Origin of the sequence: Clostridioides sp. ZZV15-6388 (assembly GCF_020657755.1) — a bacterium.
Classification (GTDB): Bacteria; Bacillota; Clostridia; order Peptostreptococcales; family Peptostreptococcaceae; genus Clostridioides.
In genome coordinates, this window is sequence record NZ_JAGWCU010000016.1 from 54,335 (window position 1) to 76,077 (window position 21,743).

Below are 21,743 nucleotides of genomic sequence, written 5' to 3' on the forward strand. Positions count from 1 at the left end.
AGCAAGAAAGGCATAAATAGATATGTAAAGGAGTAATGTAATGGGAAACATAGTTGTCATAGGAAGTGTAAATATGGACATGGTATGTTCTGTAGATAAAAGACCTGAAAAAGGAGAAACAATACTAGGTAATAGTTTTTTTACATCACCTGGGGGAAAAGGTGCTAACCAAGCAGTTTCAGCATCTAAGTTAGGTGCAAATGTAAAAATGATATCTTGTATAGGGGAAGATAGCTTAGGCGAAGAATTGATACGAAATTTTAAAGAGAATAAAATTGATTATAATTTGATAGCTAGAAATAATCAAAAAAGTTCTGGTGTTGCTGTCATAACACTATGTGAAAATGATAATAGTATTGTTGTTGTGCCAGGAACAAATGAGCTAGTAGATATAAATTTAATTAAAAAGAATGAAGAAGAGATAAAGAATGCAGATATAGTATTACTACAGTTAGAGATTCCAATAGAAACAATAAATTATGTAGTAAATTTCTGTTTTGAAAATAAGATAAAGGTTTTATTAAATCCAGCACCAGCAATAAGATTAGATGAAGATATAATAGAAAAAGTAACTTATTTAACACCAAATGAACATGAATATAAGATAGTTTTTGACACAGAGGAAAGTATAGAAGAAGTATTAAAAAAACATCCAAATAAACTTGTAATAACAGAAGGAAAAAATGGAGCTAGATTTTATGATGGCAAAGAAGTAAAACATGTGTCTTGTATAAATGTTGATGTTCAAGATACTACAGGGGCAGGAGATACTTTTAATGGAGCATTGTCAGTAGCTATAACAGAAGGCAAAGACTTATATACAGCGGTAGGGTATGCTGTAGTAGTGTCAGGACTCTCTGTAACAAAATTAGGTGCTCAATCTGGAATGCCTTATAGGGAAGATGTTGAAAAATATTTAGATATTAATAAATAAAAATTAAAATTGTTCAAATCTAAAACTATTAAAAATGGAGGGTAATTATGAGAAAAATTTTATCTTTAGGAATTGTTGCAACACTAGCAGTAGGAATGTTAACAGGATGTTCAATGGATGGACCAAGTAAATCAGAAAAGAAGGATAGTTCAGCTAAGAAAGATTTAACTATAGGAGTATCTACAATAACTCTTCAACATCAATTTTTTATAGACATTGACGAAGGGATAAAAGAAAAAGCTAAAGAACTAGGTGTAAAAGTCATAGTAAATGACCCAGACCAAGATGTAGCTAAGCAAACATCAGCTATAGAAGATTTTATACAACAAGATGTAGATGGAATGATAGTACTTGGAACAGACAACTCAGCTATAGTACCAGCTGTAGAAGGAGCATTTGAAAAAATGCCTGTAGTTACAGTAGATGCTGTATTAAATACTGAAAATATTACAAGTTATGTTGGAACAGTTAGTTATGATGCTGGTAAAAAATTAGGCGAATACACTAAAAAGTACATAGATGAAAACTTAGGTGGGAAATCAGAAATTGCAATAGTAACAGATTTAAAATCTCAAATACAAATGCAAAGAATAGATGGATTTAAAGAAGCATTAAAAGGTTCAGCTAATGTTAAAATATTAAACTCACAACCAGGATATGATAGAGAAGAATCTCTTAATACTGTAGAAAACTTAGTTCAATCTAATCCAAATGTAGACATAATATATGCAACAGCTGAAAATAGTGTATTAGGAGCTAAAGCTGCACTTGAATCTGCAAAAAATAAGGATGTTAAGATTGTAGGATTTGATTTAACTGATGAAGCAGCAACTGGAATAACAGATGGAACTGTTCTTGATATGATTCAGCAACAACCTAAAGAAATGGGACGTTTGGCAGTAGAAGCAGTAGTAAAGGCTATAAAAGGTGAAAAGGTAGAGAAAAATATACCAGTACCAGCTTTACTTTATGATAAAGAAAATATAAAAGACTTTAAGAATTAATAAAAAATAAGATTATTTAAAAGAAATCCTATCTAAAAAGGAGTGTCATTATGAGTAATATAATTCTAAAGTTAAGTAATATTGCTAAGGAATTTCCTGGAGTTAGGGCGTTAGATAATGTTAATTTTGAGTTATTTCATGGCGAAATTCATGCACTACTGGGTGAAAATGGTGCTGGTAAATCAACAATGATAAAGATTTTAACTGGTGCACATGCAAAGACTTCTGGTAAATTTATTTTTGAGGGAAAAGAAATAGAAAATATATCACCGGATATTTCTAAAAAAATAGGTATAAATGCCATATATCAAGAATTAACAGTATTTGATGAATTGACAGTAGCACAAAATATTTTTATGGGAAAAGAAATAAGTGGCAAGGTCTTAACTAATGATAAAAAAATGAATGAAGAATCTAAAAAGATTTTTGACAATATGGGAATAGATATAAATCCAAGTAGCTTAGTCAAAGAACTTAGTATAGCTCAAAAGCAAATGGTTGAAATCGCAAGAGTTTTATCATCAGAAACTAAGGTCTTAATAATGGATGAGCCGACATCTTCAATAAGTAAAAAAGAAACTGAGATACTTTTTAGACTTATAAATGATTTAAAGAGTAGTGGAGTTAGTATAATATATATTTCTCATAGAATGGAAGAGCTTTTTGAGATTTGTGACAGAATAACTATAATGCGAGATGGGAAAACGATTTCGACTTTGAATACCAAAGAAGTATCATCTGAGGAAGAATTAGTTAATTTAATGATAGATAGAAAATTAGACCAATTTTTCCCTAAAAGAAAAGTAGAAATCAAAGAAGAAATTATGAGGGTAGAAAATCTAACTAAAAACAATGTTTTTAATAATGTCAGTTTTAACATAAGAAAAGGCGAAATTTTAGGAATAGGTGGACTAGTTGGAAGCAAGAGAAGTGAAATCGTAGAAGCTATATTTGGACTTAGAACATATAACTCTGGGAAAATATATTTAAATAATAAAGAAATTAAATTCAAAACACCATCAGATGCAATTGAAAATGGTTTAGGGTTGATAACAGAAGATAGAAAAGGTACTGGATTATTTTTACAGATGAGTGTCAAAGAAAATACAACTATGGCGGGATTAAAGAAAGTATCTAAATTTAAATCAGTTATAGACAGAAAAAAAGAAAAAGAAGTTTTAGAAAAATACATAGAAGCTTTAAAAATAAAGACTCCACATATGAATCAGGTTATACAGAGTTTAAGTGGTGGTAACCAACAAAAAGCTATAATAGCCAGATGGCTTTTATTACAACCAGACATATTAATTATGGATGAACCAACTAGAGGTATAGATGTAAATGCTAAAGCAGAGATATACAATCTAATGGGTGACTTGGTAGAGGATGGTGTAAGTATCATAATGATATCTTCAGAGATACCAGAATTGATATCAATGAGTGACAGAATAATGGTTATGAGAGAGGGTCATATAAGTGGCTTTTTAGAAGGTGAAGAAATGGTTGAAAATAATGTATTAAAATTGGCTTTTGGAGGTAAAATTAATGAGTTCAATAACTAAGCATAAAGAGAATACTTCATCTCCATTATTATCAAAATTAACAAGTGTATTTAAAGACCAGGGGAGTGCAGCTATAGGACTTGTAATAATTTTTATAATAATGAGTGTAGCTTCATCTAATTTTTTAACTTTAGATAATTTAATTAATGTTGGAAGACAAATATCAATAAATGCAATTCTTGCAGTAGGGATGACTTTTGTAATAATTACAGGAGGAATAGACTTAAGTGTAGGAGCAGTAATTGCTTTAGTAGGTACATTCTGGGCTACAACAGTAGTAAATTATAATGCACCCATATGGGTAGGCATGTTACTTGCATTAGCAATTGGAACAATACTAGGTGTCATAAAAGGTGCAATTATTTCAACACAAAAACTACCACCATTTATCGTAACTTTAGCTATGTTGACGATAATAAGTGGAGCAAGTTTTGTGTTTACAGGAGGGAGACCTATATCAGTAAACACAGATGCATTTAAGATGCTGGGTAGAGGATATGTTGGACCAATACCAATACCAGTTATAATTATGATTATAGTTGTAATAGCAGGACATTTTCTCTTAAAAAGAACTGATTTTGGACGCCATGTACATGCTGTAGGTGGGAATGAAGAAGCAGCTAGACTATGTGGAGTAAAGGTAAATAAAGTTATAGTTAAAGTGTATGCATTAGCTGGATTATTAACAGCATTAGCTGGAATAATATTATCTTCACGTTTAGCATCAGGTTCACCAACTGTTGGAGATGGAGCAGAATTGGATGCTATAGCAGCGGTTGTGCTTGGAGGTACTAATATGATGGGTGGTTCTGGTTCTATAGTAGGTACATGTATAGGTGTTGGAATAATAGGAATATTGGGAAATGGATTAAACCTATTGAGTGTATCTTCATATAATCAGATGATTATAAAAGGTTTGGTAATGTTATTTGCTATATGGATAAATAACATAAAATTAAAAAAGTCAGCTAAAGCAAAATAATAAATCTTGGGAGGAAATATGAAAAAAATTCTCTTAGATACATTAAATAGTAACAAACAAGAATATATAGATTATTTAAAAGAGCTTGTAAGTATCAAAACCGAAGATGTAGGTCATGGAATACTAGGTGGATTTGAAAAGGAAGGTCAAGAATATATTGAAAAACTTGCAAATTCCATAGGGTTTAGTGTAAATAGACAAGAAATGAGCGAAGATTTAATTAAAAAGGCAAAAGACATATATAAAGAAGGTAATCTAGGTCACAATTATGATGATAGATATAATTTAATATGTAAGTACAGTGATAATTTGCCTGGTAAGACAATAGTTTTTAATGGTCATGTAGATACTATGCCACCTGGTGATATAAAAAAGTGGAGATATAATCCATATTGTGCTACAGAAGATAAAGGGAAGCTTTATGGACTTGGAACTGCAGATATGAAATCTGGTCTAATAGCCTCAATATTAGCTGTAAAACTTATAAAAGATAGTGGCTTAAATATACCTGGCAATATAAAGGTAATGTCAGTGGTAGATGAAGAAGGCGGAGGAAATGGAACTATAAATGCAGTTATGAATGGCATTGATGGAGACTATTGTGTAATTTGTGAACCATCAGAAAAGGACATAATAATTGCACATATGGGATTTGTATTCTTTGAGGTTGAAGTTAAAGGTGTATCTCTCCACTGTGGAAGCAAGTGGGAAGGTGTAAACGCTATAGAAAAAGCGATGTTATTACTTCAAGATATAAAAGAGTTAGAACATAATTGGCTTATGAAATATAAGCATGCTTTATTACCTCCACCTACAATAAATTTAGGTGTAATAAATGGTGGAACAGCAGGCTCTACTGTACCAGATAAGTGTGTATTTAATTTATGTGTACATTTCTTGCCAAATACAATGAGTTATGAGCAAGTTGTAGACGATATAACTAAGGTTATAATGACAAGAGCTGATGGAGATTTATGGCTTAAAGATAATAAACCAGAGATAAACATATATCAATCAGGATTAGGTTTTGAGATGGACAAGCAATCTGAATTTATAGTTAATACTCAAAAGATATTAGAAGAAACCTTAGAAAGAAAGTTAAATATAAAAGGGTCAACGGCTGGAAATGATGCGAGACTGATGAAAAACTTAGCTAAAATTCCAACATTAATATTAGGTCCAGGTTCAATAGAACAATGTCATGCGATAGATGAGTATGTTGAAATTCAAGAGTATTTAGACAGTATACTTATGTATGCCAGTCTAATATTAAACTTATAAAAGTAGGAGGAATATATAGATGAAAAAAGTATTAATAGTAGGGGAATCATGGGTAAAAAATATAACTCATATAAAGGGATTTGACACATTTGTTACAACACATTATGAAGAAGCAGTAAAATGGTTAAAAGAAGCAGTGGAGTCTGGAGGATATGAAGTAGTTCATATGCCTGCACATGTAGCAGCAGACAGCTTCCCACACAAATTGGAAGAGTTAAATGAGTATGATTGTATAATATTATCTGATATAGGTTCTAATACATTCTTATTATCTAATAGTACATTTATAGATTGTAATAGTAATCCGGATAGACTTGAATTAATCAAAGAGTATGTAAATAGTGGTGGAGCATTAATCATGGTAGGTGGATATATGTCATTTACAGGTATAGATGCAAAAGCTAGATTTGGAGAAACTGCTATCAAAGATGTATTGCCAATAACAATGATAGATAAAGATGATAGAGTTGAAAAACCAGCAGGAATAACTCCAGTTGTTGTTGATTCTGAACATCCAGTTTTAAAAGATATACCAAAGGAATGGCCACAGTTCTTAGGATATAATAAGACAATAGCTAAAGATAATTGTCCTGTACTAGCGACTATTGGAGGAGACCCATTTGTAGCTATTGGTGAATTTGGAAAAGGAAAATCTGCTATCTTTAGTTCTGATTGTGCACCTCATTGGGGTCCAAGAGAATTTACTGATTGGAAATATTATAATAAATTATGGGTTAATATGCTTGATTGGTTAACATGCTAAAAATTTTATAAATTTAAAAGACCTCTTACTTGATAAAATGAAACTTACAAGTCAAGAGGTTTTATTGTATAAAGTAGCTGTACAATAGAAAATATTTTTAAATCAGTTATTTTGGTTAGTAATTGATAAGTTATTAGAAATAAGGAGGTTTATACGATTAATATGAGTGATTTAAATAAAAAGTTTTTAGTTGAATATATAGATGAGATACAGGAAGAGTTAAGAGATATATCAGATAAAATATGGAAAAATCCAGAACTTCAATATAAAGAATATTATGCTTCAAACTTACAAAAAGAATATTTAAAAAAACATGATTTTAGTGTAGATGAATTAGAGGATATGGATACAGCATTTGTAGCTAGCTATGGAGAAGGTAAACCAGTTATAGCAGTTTTGGGAGAATATGATGCCTTAGGTGGTTTGTCTCAAAGAGTATCCATTACAAAAGAACCTATTTCAGATGGTGGTGCAGGTCATGGTTGTGGACATAATTTACTTGGTACAGGTTCAATAGGAGCTGCAATTGCAATAAAGGAATTAATCAAACTAAAAAAATTGAAAGGAACTATAAAATACTATGGATGTCCAGCAGAAGAAGATTTGTCAGGAAAAGTATTAATGATAAAAAAAGGCTTCTTTAATGGAATCGATTGTACATTTAGTTGGCATCCATTTGATATAAACACTCCAATAAGAATTCCAACACTTGCTAATTATTCTGTAAAATTTAGATATAATGGGATTAGCGCTCATGCAGCACAAGCTCCTTATAACGGAAGAAGTGCACTTGATGCAGTGGAACTTATGAACATAGGTTGTAACTATTTAAGAGAGCATATATTTGATAGCTGTAGAGTTCATTATGTAACTACTAATGGTGGAAAAATGCCAAACATAGTTCCAGACTATGCAGAAGTATGGTATTACATAAGAGGAGTTAAAATGGAGCATGTAAGAGATGTATTTGACAGAATTGTTGATATAGCAAAAGGAGCAGCATTGATGACTGGTACTAGTATGGAATATAATATTATAAGTGGAGTATATGACTATATTCCAAATACAATATTAACAGATGTTTTATCACAAAACATGAAATTGATAGGAGTGCAAAAGTATGATGAAGATGACTACTATTTTGCAAAAAAATTAGCTGAAACAGTGTCTATAGACAAAAGAATTAGTGTTTCTAGTGTATTGAGTGGAAACAAGGAGATTACTAAGATGAATCTACATGATGAAGTTACAGATGATACCTTTACTCATAATAACTGTATATCACTGTCATTAGATATTGGAGATGTTAGTTACATAACTCCCACAGCACAATGTTCTTGTTCAGTTTGGCCTATTGGTATTTCTGCTCATACATGGCAATCTTGTGCTAGTGCAGGTTCTGACATGGGATTTAAAGCGATGTTGTTAGCATCTAAATCTATAGCATGTTCAATAAATGATGTAATGCTTGATGAATCTATTGTAAATAAAGCAAAAAAGGAATTAAAAGATACTTTAGGCAGTTTTGAATATACTCCAATCATTTAAAAACTAATTTAATGTAAGTAAGATTGAATTGTATGAAATAGTATAAATATATATTGCGAGCCACAGGAATAATTAAATTCTAAGACACAAACAGAAGTAAAAATAATTGATTATGATGGATATACATATACTTTAAAAGAAATACAGGAAAATTATTTATCGGAGTTGAAGGAAAAGAATTTAATTTCATGCTCAATAAAAGGACTTATAATTTATAAGTCCTTTTATTATATTTATTCTTTGTTTGTAATTAATCTGATTATCTTAGGTTCAGTTAAATTATAGATTCCTCTGAGAAACAACATGTCACCTATTATTAAAAATATGTAAGAATAGTTTATAAATATTTGATTTTCAATATTATTTATTATATCCATTTTATGGATGGATGAGGAACGGCTCTGCCTTCCTTAGTTACAGATGCTGTAGAGAAACCAATTGTACAGGCATCAAATCCATATTCACCTGTTGGTATTCCTAAAATATCGCAAAAATCTTTATTATTACTTAATCTTCCTATTATACTAACAAGTTCAAAACCTAATCCTAAAGCAGTTGCTTTAAGCCACATATTCTGCATAACATGAGATAATGACTTTTGTTCTATGGCTGGTATTCCACGACGTTCTGCCACAATAATAAGATAAGGTGCTGTCCCTACACCAAGAACCCCTTTTTTAACTTGCATCTTTAAGGAAGTAATGAAGGATTGTAGAGTGATGTCGTTCTCCGCCTCCTTCTCATGGGTTGATATTTGAGTTTTAATAACATCAACAAGAATAGTTTTTATTTTATCCATTTGTAAACTGTTATTTGAGATAACAAAAAAATGTCTAAAATCTGTTTGTTTTGCTACTGCAAGTATTGCATAAGGTGCAAGTCTTCCAGTTTCAATTATTTTTTCAACTAGTTCTTTTGAAGGTATTTCTTTTGTAAAACTTCTTATGGATCTTCGAGTTCTTAACAGCATATCCAAAACTTCATTAACATTGTTTTTATCTAAATTGTTCATTTTTATCCTCCATTAATACTATTCTTAAGATATCCTATAATGCATCCATATAAAGGCGAAATTTTCGGTCATATTAAACATTTACTTCAAATTAATTCGCTATTTTTTATGAACACGTTGTTGATTAATAACCTATATGTATATTATAATATTTATATTGATTTATGCAATGAACAATAATATTTAAATTGTTAAGTAATAAACATTTACTATAAAATTGTTAATTAAAATTAAAAAAATTTATATAGAATGAGGGAATAATTCATGAAAAAAGTATCTATTGATAGAAGAACAATACGTACTAAAAAAATGATTAGGTCTGCATTAGCAGAGTTAATAGACGAGAAAGGATTTAACAATATATCAGTTACTGACTTAACTCAAAGGGCGGATATAAATAGAGGAACCTTCTATCTGCATTATGTTGATAAGTATGACTTGTTAGAGAAGATTGAAAATGAAATAATACAAGAAATTGAAGAAGAGACTAAGCACCTTGATTCAGTCAACATGATGAATATAGATGCCTCAAATGAACCCCTTCCATTTATGGTAAAGCTTTTTGAATATTTTAGAAAAAATTCGGTAATTATTAAATCTATTTTAGGTCCCAAAGGTGACCCTACTTTTGAAAGAAAAATAAAAAGATTTATTGAAATCAATTTGTTTGAGAAACAAAAGTTAAAAAATTTTAACATAGATGAAGCAGTAATTTCAGAAGAATATTTTATACAATATATACTTTCAGCGGACTTAGGTGTAATTCAGTATTGGCTTGAAAAAAACATGAAAGAATCTCCTGATGAAATGGCACTGATACTTGCTAGAATGTCGTTACTCGGTCCATTAAGGGCAGTAGGTATTCGTAAAGATTCATAAAAACAATTTTAATAGATATTATTTTGAAAAGGTTCACACAAGACACTGTTTCAGAAATGATAAAAATTACGCCTCAACACATGTCGAATTTTGAGACTGGCAATTCTAGTGTTAGCCTACCGACTTTGGTTGCGATTGATAATATTTTAGGCGTATCAATCTATGATAGTTAGATATATAGAGTTATCTTATGGAAGAAGAGCAAATGGTAAAAGTGGAACTTTTAAAAACAGAATTAAAAGTAATAAATGAGAGCTTATCGAAAAATAAAGATTCAGATATAACAATAGATGAGGTTGTAACTAAATCACTACCTAACATAACATTCTTAGTAATATCTTTTATATGCTCCATGATAGGTAAATTATCAAATGTATATCTATCCATATGTAAACCTCTAAAATAACTACTAAAGTAGCCTTCTGATAGTTATAAATAAACCCTTTAGAATTAATATTTTTATTTATCTTGCTTCCAACCTAATAACTCATTAGGAGAACACTTGAGAGTCATGCAAATTTTTTCTAATGAATCAAATTTAATAGATATCACAAGATATGTATTGTACACAATTTAATTATTGACAACCATTGTTGCATATAATTAATATAGTAAGTGTAAGTGTAAGTGTAAGTGTAAGTGTAAAATATTGGTAGCAATTAAAAATAGAAAACATATTAAAAATATTTCATACAAATAAAAAAATAACCCAAAATCAACTTAGTAAAATAACTAATATAAGTCAAAGTTATATATCAAAATTAGAGAGAGAATGATTTTATCATAGTCCAACAGCAACACTGATACTTAAATTGACAAAAGCACTCGAAGTTGATGCCTTAGAGTTAACAAGATATTTTAGTGAAAAAGATATATTAAAACCATCAGAAAAATAGTTCTAAACAATGAATTATAATTTTATTAATGATATAATAATAATTAACAAAAAATAGAAAAAGAATGAGTTCATGTTTGATGGCATACACTCATTTTTTCACTAATAAAACAATAGAGTCAATTAAGTATACATTTATGTAAGTCACAATACTTTTTATAAACCACAAAGAAGTATTGAGAATATAAAAGAGTTAAATGTGATATTTATAGATATAGATTGTTACAATACAAATTATAATTTATATAAAAAGTAGTACAAAAAGGAGTATTTATGTTTGGATATGTTAAAATAAACAAAATGGATTTAACATTTAGAGAATATGACCATTACAAAGCTTATTATTGTGGGCTATGTAAATATTTAAAAAGAAATCATGGAGAAATTTCTAGATTTTCTCTGAATTATGATATAACCTTTTTAATTGTTTTATTAACAGCAGTATATAAGCCAGAGTCTACAAATACAGAAGAAGTGTGTGTAGTTAGTCCATTTAAGAAGAAAAAGATAATCATAAATGATATTACAGAATATGCAGCAAGTATGAATGTTCTTTTAACGTATTATAAATTGGAAGATAATTTAATTGATGATAAACGCATAAAAGATAAATTAGCATATTATATATATAAAAACAAATTAAACTTAGCCTATGAGAAATATCCTGAAAAAGCTGAGTATATAAAGCAACAATTAAATGAATTAAATAAGTTGGAAAAGGACAAAAATATAAATATAGATGAAGTGTCTAATGTCTTTGGAAATATAATGGGAGAAGTATTTGCGTATAAAAAAGATGAAAATGAGAGAAATCTAAGAATGATAGGTTTTAATATAGGTAAATATATATATTTATTAGATGCATACGAAGATTTAGACGAAGATTTTAAGAAAGGAAGATATAATCCTTTTATAGAATATATAGATAAAAATGATGAGTTAAAAGAAAAAGTTAAAAAAATAATTGTAACATCATTAGGTTTTTTAGCTAGGGGAATTGATAATTTAAATCTAAATAAAAACGTTGGAATAATAGAAAATATAATTTATTCTGGGGTTTATTTAAGATACATGAATATATTAGAAAGTAGAGGTGGAAATAATGTACAGTAATACTTATAATAATGAAAATTTTATGAGAGCAAGAGCTTTTATGGAAAATAGTGAATTTAAAAAAGCCTATGATTTTTTAAAAACATTAACTGACAAATGTGCAGAGTGGTATTATCTAACTGGTTTTTCTGCGATGAATATTGGATATTATGAAGAAGGAGAAGACTTCTTAAAGAGAGCAAAATTCATGGAGCCTGAAAATCAGGAATACAATGATGCACTTAGAAGTTATACACAATATAGAAATGAATATAACAATAGAGCTGATAATTATAATAGAAGAAGACGTAATGATTTAGATGGATGTTGTTGCTGTTGTTGTGATGACTGCTGTTGTTTAGGTGATGATTGTTGTGAAAACTGCGCTAAACTTTGGTGTCTAGATTCATGTTGTGAATGTTTTGGTGGAGATTTAATATCTTGTTGTTAGGATGATAAATATGAGTATAAAAGTTGCTTATGGAGGAGTTTTATTAGCATTAAATGTAATACTGTTAACTCTTACAAATATTATTCCTGTAAATACATTGTTTATCATGGGGTTAGCATCACTTTTAGTATCAATTGTAATAATGGAATGGGGATTTAAAAGTGGCATTGCTTTTTATATAGGTTCTGTAGTATTAGGATTTATAGTAATGGCAAGTAAATCTCAATGGATTGTATATTCCCTTACTTTTGGGATATATGGTATTGTTAAATATTTTATAGAAAAAGATAGGTCAATATATATTGAGTATCTTATGAAATTAGTATTTGCAAACATAATGATAGTTATATTGTATTTTATATTAAGGGCAATAGTTTATATTCCAATAAATATTATTATAGTAGCCTCATTTGAGGTAGCCTTTATAATATACGATTATGTATATAGTTCCTTTATAGATTATTACAATAATAGACTAAGAAAGATGTTATTTAAAAATAACAACTGACCTAATGTTTTACTTTAGAATGATTTTAATTTGTATATGAGTAATACATTTGTGAAGGTACATTGAAATATAAAAATAGAATTAACATATGTATGAGTTTGTTTAATAAAAAAGGCTTTGATTTTTATGTCAGAGTCTTTTTGTGTTCTCATCTAGTATTTAAAAATTTTGATAATAGCAATTTTTTTATTTAAAATAAAAATAAAGGATATCATTCTAATGATGACATCCTTTATTATAATAAGACTTTTGTTATATAAGTCTTTAAAATAACTAATATAAATTAAATATCCACTATATTCACATCTGTAGATAAAGAATATATAATGTCTTTTCTTTCTACTATTATTTCAACATTTTTAGAAATTTCCTTGTTAAGTGATATTTGAGCCAAAAGTTCTTTTGTAGGATTTATTGCGATTGGATTTCCAACTCTTTTTAGCATATTTATATCGCCATTAGTATCTCCATAAGCGTACGAATTTGATAGGTCTAAATCATATTTTACAACAAAGTCATTTATAGCGTTATTTTTACTTATAGAATCCCACATTGGTATGACTGTTCCTGTAAATATATTATCTTCAAACACATAATCACTTCCTAAGAAGTCAGTTACATTGTACTTCTGAGCCATTTTTTCAACTAAAAATCCAGGACTACCAGATATAAAGATAACTATATGACCCTGATTTAAATGCCAATCTATTCTTGAACGTGTATATTTATAAACTCTATCTGCCTTTAATTTAATTACCTGGTCACTTGTAAAATTAATGCAAGTTTTATCTAAGCCTTTTAAGGAGTCAACATAAAGATTACATATCTCTAATAGGTAATCATCATAGTTGCCTTGCCTTTTATCCCAATCCATAAACGTATCTCTAGCGTGTTTATACCAATTTTTTTGGTCAATTATATCATATTTAATTAATTTCTTAAAATGTTCAACCATAAGAGAGTCCCTATAAAGAGTACCATCTATATCAAAAAAAGCTGCTATATTTTTCATAAAAACCACCTCAATTAATCATTTCCTTATATTATATTATAAATTGTACCTAAGTTGTTAAAATATATGTATAATAATTTATATATTAAAAAATAAAGATTTTAAATTTTAAAGGACGTGATTGTATGAATTTTAATTTTGCAAAGGTTACAAATTCTAGACTTATGGGGAGCTTGGGTCTTATAATAAATTGGATAGACAATAAAAAAAATCACTTTTGTCAATATTTTTTATTGGATGCAGAAGGGTTAGGTTTGGCGGATTATGTGAGTTTGAAAAATCCAACACAAGAAGAAGCTTATAGAGAAGAAGAAAGATTAATGGGTGGATTTGGCTCAGATAGAATTGGATTAACAGAGGAGGAATCTCTGTTTTTAGTATCTTATTTTGGAAATAAGAATATTTGTTATAACAAGATATTACCAGGAGATAAATGTGAATACATTGACATTATAAAAAATTATAAAACAGATTTAACTATAGAAAAATTATATAATAAAATATGTAAAAGAGTTGATGAGGAAGTTGAATTCATAAACTATATGACTATGAGGTTTATAGCATGGGACAGAGAAAGTTTAAGATACTTTTCTGGAAGTGACGAGATTGCAAATATGCATATTACAAATATCAATGGTACTTTGCTTAAAAATACAGTAAGCAATAAAGGACAAGGTAGGTATATTAGCGAGGCTTTATATGAAGATAATGATGGGTATTATACATGTAAAATAGCCTTTTGTATAAGTAAATGTAATGAGACTGGCTTTAAAATTAATTCTATGCTAGTAACAGATAAAGAGCCTATGTACGACTTTGAAGTTTTTGATGAAATTTCTAAGAGTGAATTTGTAAGTGTATATAGTGTAAGTTCACCCGAGGAGTTTGCAAAAGTATTTTATGAAGAAAATCCGTTCTTATTAAAAAGTAATATGAATGAAGGGATATTTTTTACTAGATTTAATTTTAATAATGACCATGTTAAAGAAAATGTATATATAATAAATAATGATATGAAAGCTATATATTACTTAATGGGAAACAAGTTTTTTATAGGGACTTATAGTGATAATGATTGTAATTGCATTAATGAAATAAGTCAGTCTAATTATAGCAAATACATTAAATTTGAGGAGAGATTTTTCTTTGAGCAAAATGCTTTATACGATTTTGCAGAGTCAGATTCAATAGACTTTGATGACTTTTTGGAATAATATATGATTTTGGACATTATTTAAGCGAGATTAACTGAATTTAATCTCGCTTAAATTTATTTCTATAATATTGGGGGAATATTATGAGGAATACATTTATTATTGTGGTCAATTATTAAAATTTTATACAATTTATATAAAAATATTTTATTTCTTTTTTTAATAATATTTGTCAATATTGGTTTTTAGCATACCATATCTAAACATATTACTATATATAGGGAGTAAGATATATTTTATGATGAAGCTATGAAGATTTATAATGAAAATAAAATAATATTAAAGAGTTATGAATGATAGTTATAATAAAATTACAAGCTTTTATTTATTTGTAAATATATTAGAATCATACCAACTATCAAGACGGATGAACTTAAATGGCTGATGTATATAGACTGATTGTTCAGGACAATTATAAATACATCTCATGCACAAACAACAACTCCAATTAAATTTGACTTTATCCCTGGTAATACTTATATTATGTTTAGGACAATTATTGGCACATTTACCACAGTGAGTACAAGTATCTTTAACATAGAAAAACTTACCTAAAATACGAGCACCATACCACTCTAATCTACCAAAAAAAGCTAAAAATTTTACTGAAGTTCTACTAGTTGGTAGATGTGAGATTCGATTTATTAAATTATGTACAGTAATAGGTATTTTTTTATCTGCTTCATTAATAAGCTCTTTTGTTTTTTGGTCATCATATTTAACCATAAAATTTGAGGGCATAGCAAACAATTTATTATAAAATACTTTGAAACCTTTAGCATTCAATCTTTTGATTAGTAAATTGGATGAAGCATAATTTATATAATGTTCTTCTCCAGCTGTATGAATTATGAATGTATCCATAGAGTCTATTTTTGGTAAGTGTTTTACAAAGTCTAATACAATTTGAGGTGCGTTAAAGGAATGTACTGGATAAGCTATTCCTACTGAATCATATGATGTTAAATGAATATTAGACATCTTGATATTTTCAATCCTTATGCAATCAACATAAGTCTGTTGATTTTCAAATTCTTGTTTTATTCTATTTACAATATATCTTGTCATACCAGTTCCAGAGAAGTAAAATACACATATTTTATTCAAAACAATACCTCCTATAAATAAGATAATAACTTGTTAGAGTCATTATAACATAGAGCTAATAGATTTGATTAAAAAATAGCTACACACACTCGTGACTTTAGTCATGAGTGTGTGTAGCTAAAATAGTCAGCATAGGGAAACTTATATGTAGAGATAGGATAGAACCTATCCAATACTACTTGAATTGCTGGAAACCCCTAAAGCTAAGCAAACTAAAACATAAGGATGAAATAGACCTAAGTGTGAAAGTTACGAAAGTAGAAAAAATTGGTTAGATGGTATAAGGTTAAACCCTAAGTACTTTAAAATGGGCAATCAGCAAGTAAGCTCCGAATAGGAAAAACTTCAACGACTATTCCTCTTGAGGGAAGTACACTACAAGCTATCGGTAGTGGGTAGACTTTAACGGATAATGCCGAAGGATAAGAATAAATATAAAAACCTTTAAAATACTTCTTTTAAATAATTATACATGTTAATATTGTGATGGGTGGAATATATTAATAATCAGAAAAAACAAGTAAAGTGAGATGGTAGTAGTGGAAAAAGCTTATAAGTTTAGAATGTATCCAAATAAAAAACAGCAAGAGTTAATTAACAAAACTTTTGGATGTTGTAGATTTGTATATAATAAATATCTTGCTAAAAGAATAGAAGTTTATGAAAATGATAAAGAAACTTTTACTTATAAACAGTGCAGTTCTGATTTGACCGATTTAAAAAAAGAATTAGAGTGGCTTAAAGAACCTGACAAATTTTCACTACAAAACACCTTAAAAGATTTAGAAAACGCATATAAAAAATTCTTTAAAGAAAATGTAGGATTTCCTAAATTTAAATCAAAGAAAACTAATAGATTTTCATATAGAAATCCATTTAAAATTCAATAAAAAAATCAGATAAAATAAAATTTTATCTGATTTTTTTGTATACATTTATTTTATTAGATTATGTTAATATTTTTTGACTAAATAAAAGGATATTCAATCAAAATTTTATACCTATAATAATATTGGGGGAATATTATGAGGAATACATTTACTATTATGTTCAATTATTAAGGTCTTATACAATTTATTTAAAAAATAAAAATATTTTACATTTCTTCCTCATCAAACTCCTCAATATTAGTTTGTGGTATACCTTGTATAGACATATTACTAGAACCATAAGGAGTCGGATACATGTTAGAAGGCATATTACTAGGCATAACTACAGGCATACCATTCATTGTATTATGACATATAACACCTGGTATCATCATAAGTACATTAGGAGGCATATTTTGATTACATGATAAGTTAGGAATACCCATGTTATTCATATTATACCCCATATTATTCATGTTGCTAGACATGTTGTTAGGCATACCCATATTGTTATTCATGTTGCCAGACATATTGTTAGGCATACCCATATTGTTATTCATGTTACCAGATATGTTATTAGGCATACCCATATTATTATTCATGTTACCAGATATGTTATTAGGCATACCCATATTATTATTCATGTTACTAGACATGTTATTAGGCATACCCATATTATTATTCATGTTACCAGACATGTTGTTAGGCATACCTATATTGTTATTCATGTTACCAGACATATTAGTAGGTACACCCATATTGTTCATATTATTAGATGTATTATAGTTCATGTTGTTAGGCATATTGTTTGGATTAGATGTGTTGTAGTTCATATTTCCAGATGTATTATTTGTGTTAGGCAAGTTGTTTGGAGAATTACTACTTTTAGGATAATTATTTACGCTATTAGGATAAATGTTACTTATGTTCTGATTATTAGGTATTTTTGTATAACCACTAGGGATTTGTGGGTCATTTCTCAACTCATCTTGGGGAATTTCTTCGTTAGTAATATAATCTGCATAATTAGCCGGGTCTAAGTAAGGCATGTAACTAGTATCTAAGTTCTTTTTTTTCTTATTACTCATATTAAACTTGCACCTCCTAGAAAAACTATAAAAAAGTTTACAAAAACTTATTCTAATAATATATATATTAAAAAAGTCCATAATATGTGCATTCTAATTATTATTAAATAAATAAAAAAATATTGTTGCGAAATCAGATATAATAGCATATAATGAACATATGAACAGTTATTCATATATTAAAATAATGGAGGATTATACAATGAGAGAAGAGATAAATGATTGTAGTTGTAATATAATACATGAGGAAATAGTAACAGAAGCTAAGTCAACTATGCCAGATGAAGAAATGTTATATGATTTAGCAGAATTATTTAAAGTATTTGGAGATACTACTAGAGTAAAGATATTATATGCATTATTTGCAAATGAAATGTGTGTATGTGATATAGCAAGTTTATTAAATATGACTCACTCTGCAATATCTCACCAGCTTAGAGTATTAAAACAGGCTAGGTTAGTAAAATTTAGAAGAGATGGAAAGACAGTATATTACTCATTAGATGATAGCCATATAAGTCAAATATTTGACTGTGGATTAAATCATATTAGAGAGACTTATAAATGATAAATGAGAGGAGTGAATATATATGGAAGCAAATAATATAATTAAAAAGGAATTTGTATTAGGAGGATTGAATTGTGCACATTGTGCAGAAGAGATTAACAACAAAGTTTCTAAGCTACAAGAGGTTAAGTCTTCTAATCTAAATTTTATAAATAAAAAACTTACAGTAAATATAGAAAATAGTTTTGATGAAGAAAATACTATAGAAAAGATAATAGAGATAATAGATTCAACAGAACCAGGACTTAATATACAAATAAGCTCTAAAGACAATACAATAGCCAACAAAACATCAACTAAAAAGGAGCTTATATTAGGAGGATTAAATTGTGCACATTGTGCAGAAGAGATTAACAACAAAGTTTCTAAACTAAAAGAGGTTGAATCTTCTAATTTGAATTTTGTAAATAAAAAACTTACAGTAAACATAATAAGTACTTTTGAAGAAGATGCTGTTATAAATAAAATAAAAGAAATAATAGACTCAACAGAACCAGGCCTTGATATACAAGTAGAGTCTTCTGATAAAACAAAATCTAGAACGGTTGAAAAGTCAGAAACTGTGAGCGATACAAATAAAAAAGAATTAATTCCACTTATAATAGGAGCTCTTGTATATATTTTTGGTATATATCAAACAGCAACAGGATTTGAAAGTCAATTTAGCAATATAGTATTTATAGTTGCTTATGTGATAGTAGGTGGAGATGTACTTTTAAGAGCAATAAGAAATATATCAAAAGGAAGAGTATTTGATGAAAACTTCTTAATGGCTCTAGCAACAGTAGGGGCATTATTAATAGGAGAACTATCAGAAGCAGTAGGAGTTATGCTTTTCTATAAGGTAGGAGAGTATTTACAAGGTGTTGCGGTTGGAAAGTCTAGAAAGTCTATAACTTCACTTATGCAAATAAGACCAGATTATGCAAACCTAAAAGTTGATTCTGAAGTTAAAGTGGTATCTCCAGAAGAAGTAAATATAGGTGATATAATAGTAGTAAAACCTGGTGAAAAAGTGCCATTGGATGGTGTAGTAGTAGATGGAGTATCTATGTTAGACACTTCTGCACTTACAGGTGAGTCTGTGTTAAGGGAAGTTGAAAAAGGAGACGAAATTTTATCAGGTGTTATAAATAAGAATGCTTTACTTACTATTGAAGTTACAAAGAGCTTTGGAGAGTCAACAGTTTCAAAAATACTTGACCTTGTTGAAAATTCTAGCATTAAAAAATCAAAAACAGAAAATTTTATATCTAAATTTTCAAGATACTATACTCCAGTAGTAGTTATAGCTGCTTTATTGATAGCATTTGTACCACCACTTGTTATTTCAGGTGAAGTATTTAGTGATTGGCTATACAGAGGGTTGATATTCTTAGTTGTTTCTTGTCCTTGTGCATTAGTTTTATCAATACCACTTAGTTTCTTTAGTGGGATTGGATTTGCATCTAAAAATGGAATACTTATAAAGGGAAGTAATTACTTAGAGGCTTTAAGAAGTGTAGATACAGTAGTGTTTGACAAAACAGGAACTCTCACTAAAGGTGTATTTAATGTAACTAAGCTAAATCCTGTGGGAATATCAGAAGAAGAATTATTACAATATGCAGCTCTTGCAGAAGTAAATTCAAATCATCCAATAGCAAAATCTATATTAAGCTACTATAGTAAGAAAATTGATTTAAATACAATAGATAGTTATGAGGAAATAGCAGCCTATGGAATCAGAGTAAAATACAATGGTGAACTTATATTGGCAGGTAACGAGAAGCTTATGAAAAAGGAAAATATATTCTATTCACCAGCTAAAGAAGTTGGAACAGTAGTGTATATTGCTGTTGATAAAATGTATAGAGGTTATATAGTTATATCTGATGAGATAAAAGAAGATAGTAAAAATGCCATAAGAAGTTTAAAATCAATAGGAGTAAAAGAAGTTGTAATGTTAACTGGAGATAATGAAAAAGTAGCAAAAAATATTGCTCAAGAGTTAGGATTAGATACAGTTTACTCTAATTTACTTCCTAATGAAAAGGTAGATAGACTAGAAGAGTTGTATGAAGGTAGAACAGAAAAAGAAAAAATAGCTTTTGTAGGTGATGGAATAAATGATGCACCAGTTTTAGCTAGAGCAGATGTTGGTATAGCAATGGGAGGTCTAGGTTCAGATGCAGCTATTGAAGCAGCAGATGTAGTACTTATGACAGATGAACCAAGTAAAATATCTAAAGCCATTGAAATAGCAAATAAGACTAATAAGATAGTATGGCAAAATATAATATTTGCTCTAGGTGTAAAAGTTATAGTTATGGCACTAGGAGCTGGAGGAGTAGCTACTATGTGGGAGGCTATATTTGCTGATGTAGGGGTAGCACTTATTGCAGTACTAAATGCTATGAGAGCTATGAGATAATATGTAAGTTAAAAATAAATAGATTTTAATATTAAAAGATTGATTATAAAAGAAGAAGTATTGATAAGTTTATTCTAACTGTATTAATACTTCTTCTTTTATGATTGTATTTATTTACCTCTATTTCTATATTCTTATTTATTGTCTGTATTTTCTACTGTATTTTTTCAATTTATATAGGGATAATTCTATTATAACTGTTGAATTTGTATATAGAAATATTTAAAATATTAATAATTAAGATAAACAATTGTGATTTTTTATAAAAAAATATAAATATATTAAAATTGATTGAAGCTATGGTATTACTACATTATAATGGAATATATGACAATGAAAATTAAAAAAAATTAAAAAAATAATTTGAAAAGTGTTGACGAATTATTTTTAAGGTGATATAGTATTACTTGTCCTTAAGAAAAGGGCAAACATGAAAAATGAACTTTGAAAATTAAACAGTAGGTTAATTTATAAAACAAGAAACAAACCATAAAGCCAGATATTTTGATAACAATAGTATCTGAGCCTGATAAACTTTTATTTGAGAGTTTGATCCTGGCT

The 21,743-nt window shown here is 28.5% G+C and carries 22 protein-coding genes and 1 pseudogene; 18 read left to right on the top strand and 5 right to left on the bottom strand.

Annotated elements, in window-relative coordinates; translation table 11 throughout:
• The first annotated feature begins 40 nt into the window (after nucleotides 1-40).
• The 7 genes from rbsK (at nucleotide 41) to KGF48_RS11505 (ending at nucleotide 8,074) form a co-directional block, all read left to right on the top strand.
• On the top strand, nucleotides 41-934 hold the full coding sequence (gene rbsK / locus KGF48_RS11475) for a ribokinase (RefSeq protein WP_227840055.1): 894 nt from the start codon (nucleotides 41-43) through the stop codon (nucleotides 932-934).
• A 47-nt stretch (nucleotides 935-981) separates the two neighbouring features.
• Nucleotides 982-1,938: a substrate-binding domain-containing protein gene (locus tag KGF48_RS11480; RefSeq protein ID WP_227868066.1), complete on the top strand. Its 957-nt coding sequence runs from the start codon at nucleotides 982-984 to the stop codon at nucleotides 1,936-1,938.
• A 50-nt stretch (nucleotides 1,939-1,988) separates the two neighbouring features.
• The gene (locus KGF48_RS11485) at nucleotides 1,989-3,500 is read left to right on the top strand and encodes a sugar ABC transporter ATP-binding protein (RefSeq protein ID WP_227840056.1); all 1,512 of its coding nucleotides are present in this window, start codon (nucleotides 1,989-1,991) and stop codon (nucleotides 3,498-3,500) included.
• Entirely contained in the window at nucleotides 3,484-4,482 is a 999-nt protein-coding gene (locus KGF48_RS11490; protein WP_227827710.1) for an ABC transporter permease, read from the top strand. Before KGF48_RS11485 ends, KGF48_RS11490 begins: the two co-directional genes overlap by 17 nt.
• An 18-nt stretch (nucleotides 4,483-4,500) precedes the next feature.
• The gene (locus KGF48_RS11495; RefSeq protein ID WP_227861548.1) at nucleotides 4,501-5,763 is read left to right on the top strand and encodes a M20 family metallopeptidase; all 1,263 of its coding nucleotides are present in this window, start codon (nucleotides 4,501-4,503) and stop codon (nucleotides 5,761-5,763) included.
• Between the two features lie 19 nt (nucleotides 5,764-5,782).
• Nucleotides 5,783-6,526 (top strand): glutamine amidotransferase, encoded by a 744-nt coding sequence (locus KGF48_RS11500; protein WP_227840058.1) that lies wholly within the window; start codon nucleotides 5,783-5,785, stop codon nucleotides 6,524-6,526.
• 162 nt (nucleotides 6,527-6,688) lie between these two features.
• Nucleotides 6,689-8,074 carry a M20 family metallopeptidase gene (locus tag KGF48_RS11505; protein WP_227868067.1) on the top strand — a complete coding sequence of 462 codons (1,386 nt, stop codon included), beginning with the start codon at nucleotides 6,689-6,691 and terminating at the stop codon, nucleotides 8,072-8,074.
• 367 nt (nucleotides 8,075-8,441) lie between these two features.
• Here KGF48_RS11505 and KGF48_RS11510 read toward each other — a convergent pair whose 3' ends face one another.
• Nucleotides 8,442-9,086, bottom strand: a complete 645-nt coding sequence (locus tag KGF48_RS11510) for a nitroreductase family protein (protein ID WP_227840060.1) — start codon at nucleotides 9,084-9,086, stop codon at nucleotides 8,442-8,444.
• A gap of 264 nt (nucleotides 9,087-9,350) precedes the next feature.
• Between KGF48_RS11510 and KGF48_RS11515 the strand changes: the two genes are divergently transcribed.
• From KGF48_RS11515 to KGF48_RS11525, 3 genes are read left to right on the top strand one after another with little or no spacing between them, the layout of a single operon-like run.
• Nucleotides 9,351-9,965 carry a TetR/AcrR family transcriptional regulator gene (locus KGF48_RS11515; protein WP_227827705.1) on the top strand — a complete coding sequence of 205 codons (615 nt, stop codon included), beginning with the start codon at nucleotides 9,351-9,353 and terminating at the stop codon, nucleotides 9,963-9,965.
• Between the two features lie 23 nt (nucleotides 9,966-9,988).
• Entirely contained in the window at nucleotides 9,989-10,138 is a 150-nt protein-coding gene (locus tag KGF48_RS11520; RefSeq protein ID WP_227827704.1) for a helix-turn-helix domain-containing protein, read from the top strand.
• A gap of 17 nt (nucleotides 10,139-10,155) precedes the next feature.
• On the top strand, nucleotides 10,156-10,371 hold the full coding sequence (locus KGF48_RS11525; protein ID WP_227868068.1) for a hypothetical protein: 216 nt from the start codon (nucleotides 10,156-10,158) through the stop codon (nucleotides 10,369-10,371).
• 53 nt (nucleotides 10,372-10,424) lie between these two features.
• Here the strand turns inward: KGF48_RS11525 and KGF48_RS11530 are convergent, their stop codons facing one another.
• Entirely contained in the window at nucleotides 10,425-10,535 is a 111-nt protein-coding gene (locus KGF48_RS11530; RefSeq protein ID WP_413894803.1) for a helix-turn-helix domain-containing protein, read from the bottom strand.
• Nucleotides 10,536-10,648: 113 nt separating this feature from the next.
• Here KGF48_RS11530 and KGF48_RS20680 point away from each other — a divergent pair, with 113 nt between their 5' ends.
• The 4 genes from KGF48_RS20680 to KGF48_RS11550 all read left to right on the top strand — a co-directional run bounded on the left by KGF48_RS20680 (nucleotide 10,649) and on the right by KGF48_RS11550 (nucleotide 12,911).
• The gene (locus KGF48_RS20680) at nucleotides 10,649-10,741 is read left to right on the top strand and encodes a helix-turn-helix domain-containing protein (protein WP_227840063.1); all 93 of its coding nucleotides are present in this window, start codon (nucleotides 10,649-10,651) and stop codon (nucleotides 10,739-10,741) included.
• A 392-nt stretch (nucleotides 10,742-11,133) separates the two neighbouring features.
• Nucleotides 11,134-11,973 carry a DUF5685 family protein gene (locus KGF48_RS11540; protein WP_227841446.1) on the top strand — a complete coding sequence of 280 codons (840 nt, stop codon included), beginning with the start codon at nucleotides 11,134-11,136 and terminating at the stop codon, nucleotides 11,971-11,973.
• On the top strand, nucleotides 11,963-12,403 hold the full coding sequence (locus KGF48_RS11545) for a hypothetical protein (RefSeq protein WP_227827700.1): 441 nt from the start codon (nucleotides 11,963-11,965) through the stop codon (nucleotides 12,401-12,403). Before KGF48_RS11540 ends, KGF48_RS11545 begins: the two co-directional genes overlap by 11 nt.
• A gap of 10 nt (nucleotides 12,404-12,413) precedes the next feature.
• Entirely contained in the window at nucleotides 12,414-12,911 is a 498-nt protein-coding gene (locus tag KGF48_RS11550; RefSeq protein ID WP_227841445.1) for a hypothetical protein, read from the top strand.
• A gap of 283 nt (nucleotides 12,912-13,194) precedes the next feature.
• Here the strand turns inward: KGF48_RS11550 and KGF48_RS11555 are convergent, their stop codons facing one another.
• Nucleotides 13,195-13,923, bottom strand: coding sequence for an HAD family hydrolase (locus KGF48_RS11555; RefSeq protein ID WP_227827698.1), 729 nt, complete (start codon nucleotides 13,921-13,923; stop codon nucleotides 13,195-13,197).
• A 125-nt stretch (nucleotides 13,924-14,048) separates the two neighbouring features.
• Between KGF48_RS11555 and KGF48_RS11560 the strand changes: the two genes are divergently transcribed.
• On the top strand, nucleotides 14,049-15,137 hold the full coding sequence (locus KGF48_RS11560) for a hypothetical protein (protein WP_227868069.1): 1,089 nt from the start codon (nucleotides 14,049-14,051) through the stop codon (nucleotides 15,135-15,137).
• Between the two features lie 321 nt (nucleotides 15,138-15,458).
• Here KGF48_RS11560 and KGF48_RS11565 read toward each other — a convergent pair whose 3' ends face one another.
• Nucleotides 15,459-16,244 (bottom strand): EFR1 family ferrodoxin, encoded by a 786-nt coding sequence (locus KGF48_RS11565; protein WP_227841367.1) that lies wholly within the window; start codon nucleotides 16,242-16,244, stop codon nucleotides 15,459-15,461.
• 530 nt (nucleotides 16,245-16,774) lie between these two features.
• Here KGF48_RS11565 and KGF48_RS11570 point away from each other — a divergent pair.
• A pseudogene (locus KGF48_RS11570) lies at nucleotides 16,775-17,122 on the top strand (helix-turn-helix domain-containing protein); the annotation flags it as partial.
• A 218-nt stretch (nucleotides 17,123-17,340) separates the two neighbouring features.
• Here the strand turns inward: KGF48_RS11570 and KGF48_RS11575 are convergent.
• On the bottom strand, nucleotides 17,341-18,201 hold the full coding sequence (locus KGF48_RS11575; RefSeq protein WP_227868070.1) for a hypothetical protein: 861 nt from the start codon (nucleotides 18,199-18,201) through the stop codon (nucleotides 17,341-17,343).
• A gap of 202 nt (nucleotides 18,202-18,403) precedes the next feature.
• Between KGF48_RS11575 and KGF48_RS11580 the strand changes: the two genes are divergently transcribed.
• A complete protein-coding gene (locus KGF48_RS11580; RefSeq protein ID WP_227827694.1) occupies nucleotides 18,404-18,769 on the top strand; it encodes an ArsR/SmtB family transcription factor in 366 nt (121 codons plus the stop codon).
• A 22-nt stretch (nucleotides 18,770-18,791) separates the two neighbouring features.
• Nucleotides 18,792-21,182, top strand: coding sequence for a heavy metal translocating P-type ATPase (locus tag KGF48_RS11585; RefSeq protein ID WP_227841369.1), 2,391 nt, complete (start codon nucleotides 18,792-18,794; stop codon nucleotides 21,180-21,182).
• Nucleotides 21,183-21,743 lie beyond the last annotated feature (561 nt).

Coding starts and splice junctions, on each gene's coding strand:
- KGF48_RS11575 (WP_227868070.1), bottom strand. CDS start 18,201: ATGAGTAATAAGAAAAAAAAGAACTTAGATACTAGTTACATGCCTTAC.
- KGF48_RS11485 (WP_227840056.1), top strand. CDS start 1,989: ATGAGTAATATAATTCTAAAGTTAAGTAATATTGCTAAGGAATTTCCT.
- KGF48_RS11550 (WP_227841445.1), top strand. CDS start 12,414: ATGAGTATAAAAGTTGCTTATGGAGGAGTTTTATTAGCATTAAATGTA.
- KGF48_RS11480 (WP_227868066.1), top strand. CDS start 982: ATGAGAAAAATTTTATCTTTAGGAATTGTTGCAACACTAGCAGTAGGA.
- KGF48_RS11495 (WP_227861548.1), top strand. CDS start 4,501: ATGAAAAAAATTCTCTTAGATACATTAAATAGTAACAAACAAGAATAT.
- KGF48_RS11490 (WP_227827710.1), top strand. CDS start 3,484: ATGAGTTCAATAACTAAGCATAAAGAGAATACTTCATCTCCATTATTA.
- KGF48_RS11540 (WP_227841446.1), top strand. CDS start 11,134: ATGTTTGGATATGTTAAAATAAACAAAATGGATTTAACATTTAGAGAA.
- KGF48_RS11555 (WP_227827698.1), bottom strand. CDS start 13,923: ATGAAAAATATAGCAGCTTTTTTTGATATAGATGGTACTCTTTATAGG.
- KGF48_RS11580 (WP_227827694.1), top strand. CDS start 18,404: ATGAGAGAAGAGATAAATGATTGTAGTTGTAATATAATACATGAGGAA.
- rbsK (WP_227840055.1), top strand. CDS start 41: ATGGGAAACATAGTTGTCATAGGAAGTGTAAATATGGACATGGTATGT.
- KGF48_RS11510 (WP_227840060.1), bottom strand. CDS start 9,086: ATGAACAATTTAGATAAAAACAATGTTAATGAAGTTTTGGATATGCTG.
- KGF48_RS11585 (WP_227841369.1), top strand. CDS start 18,792: ATGGAAGCAAATAATATAATTAAAAAGGAATTTGTATTAGGAGGATTG.
- KGF48_RS11525 (WP_227868068.1), top strand. CDS start 10,156: ATGGAAGAAGAGCAAATGGTAAAAGTGGAACTTTTAAAAACAGAATTA.
- KGF48_RS11500 (WP_227840058.1), top strand. CDS start 5,783: ATGAAAAAAGTATTAATAGTAGGGGAATCATGGGTAAAAAATATAACT.
- KGF48_RS11505 (WP_227868067.1), top strand. CDS start 6,689: ATGAGTGATTTAAATAAAAAGTTTTTAGTTGAATATATAGATGAGATA.
- KGF48_RS11560 (WP_227868069.1), top strand. CDS start 14,049: ATGAATTTTAATTTTGCAAAGGTTACAAATTCTAGACTTATGGGGAGC.
- KGF48_RS11545 (WP_227827700.1), top strand. CDS start 11,963: ATGTACAGTAATACTTATAATAATGAAAATTTTATGAGAGCAAGAGCT.
- KGF48_RS11515 (WP_227827705.1), top strand. CDS start 9,351: ATGAAAAAAGTATCTATTGATAGAAGAACAATACGTACTAAAAAAATG.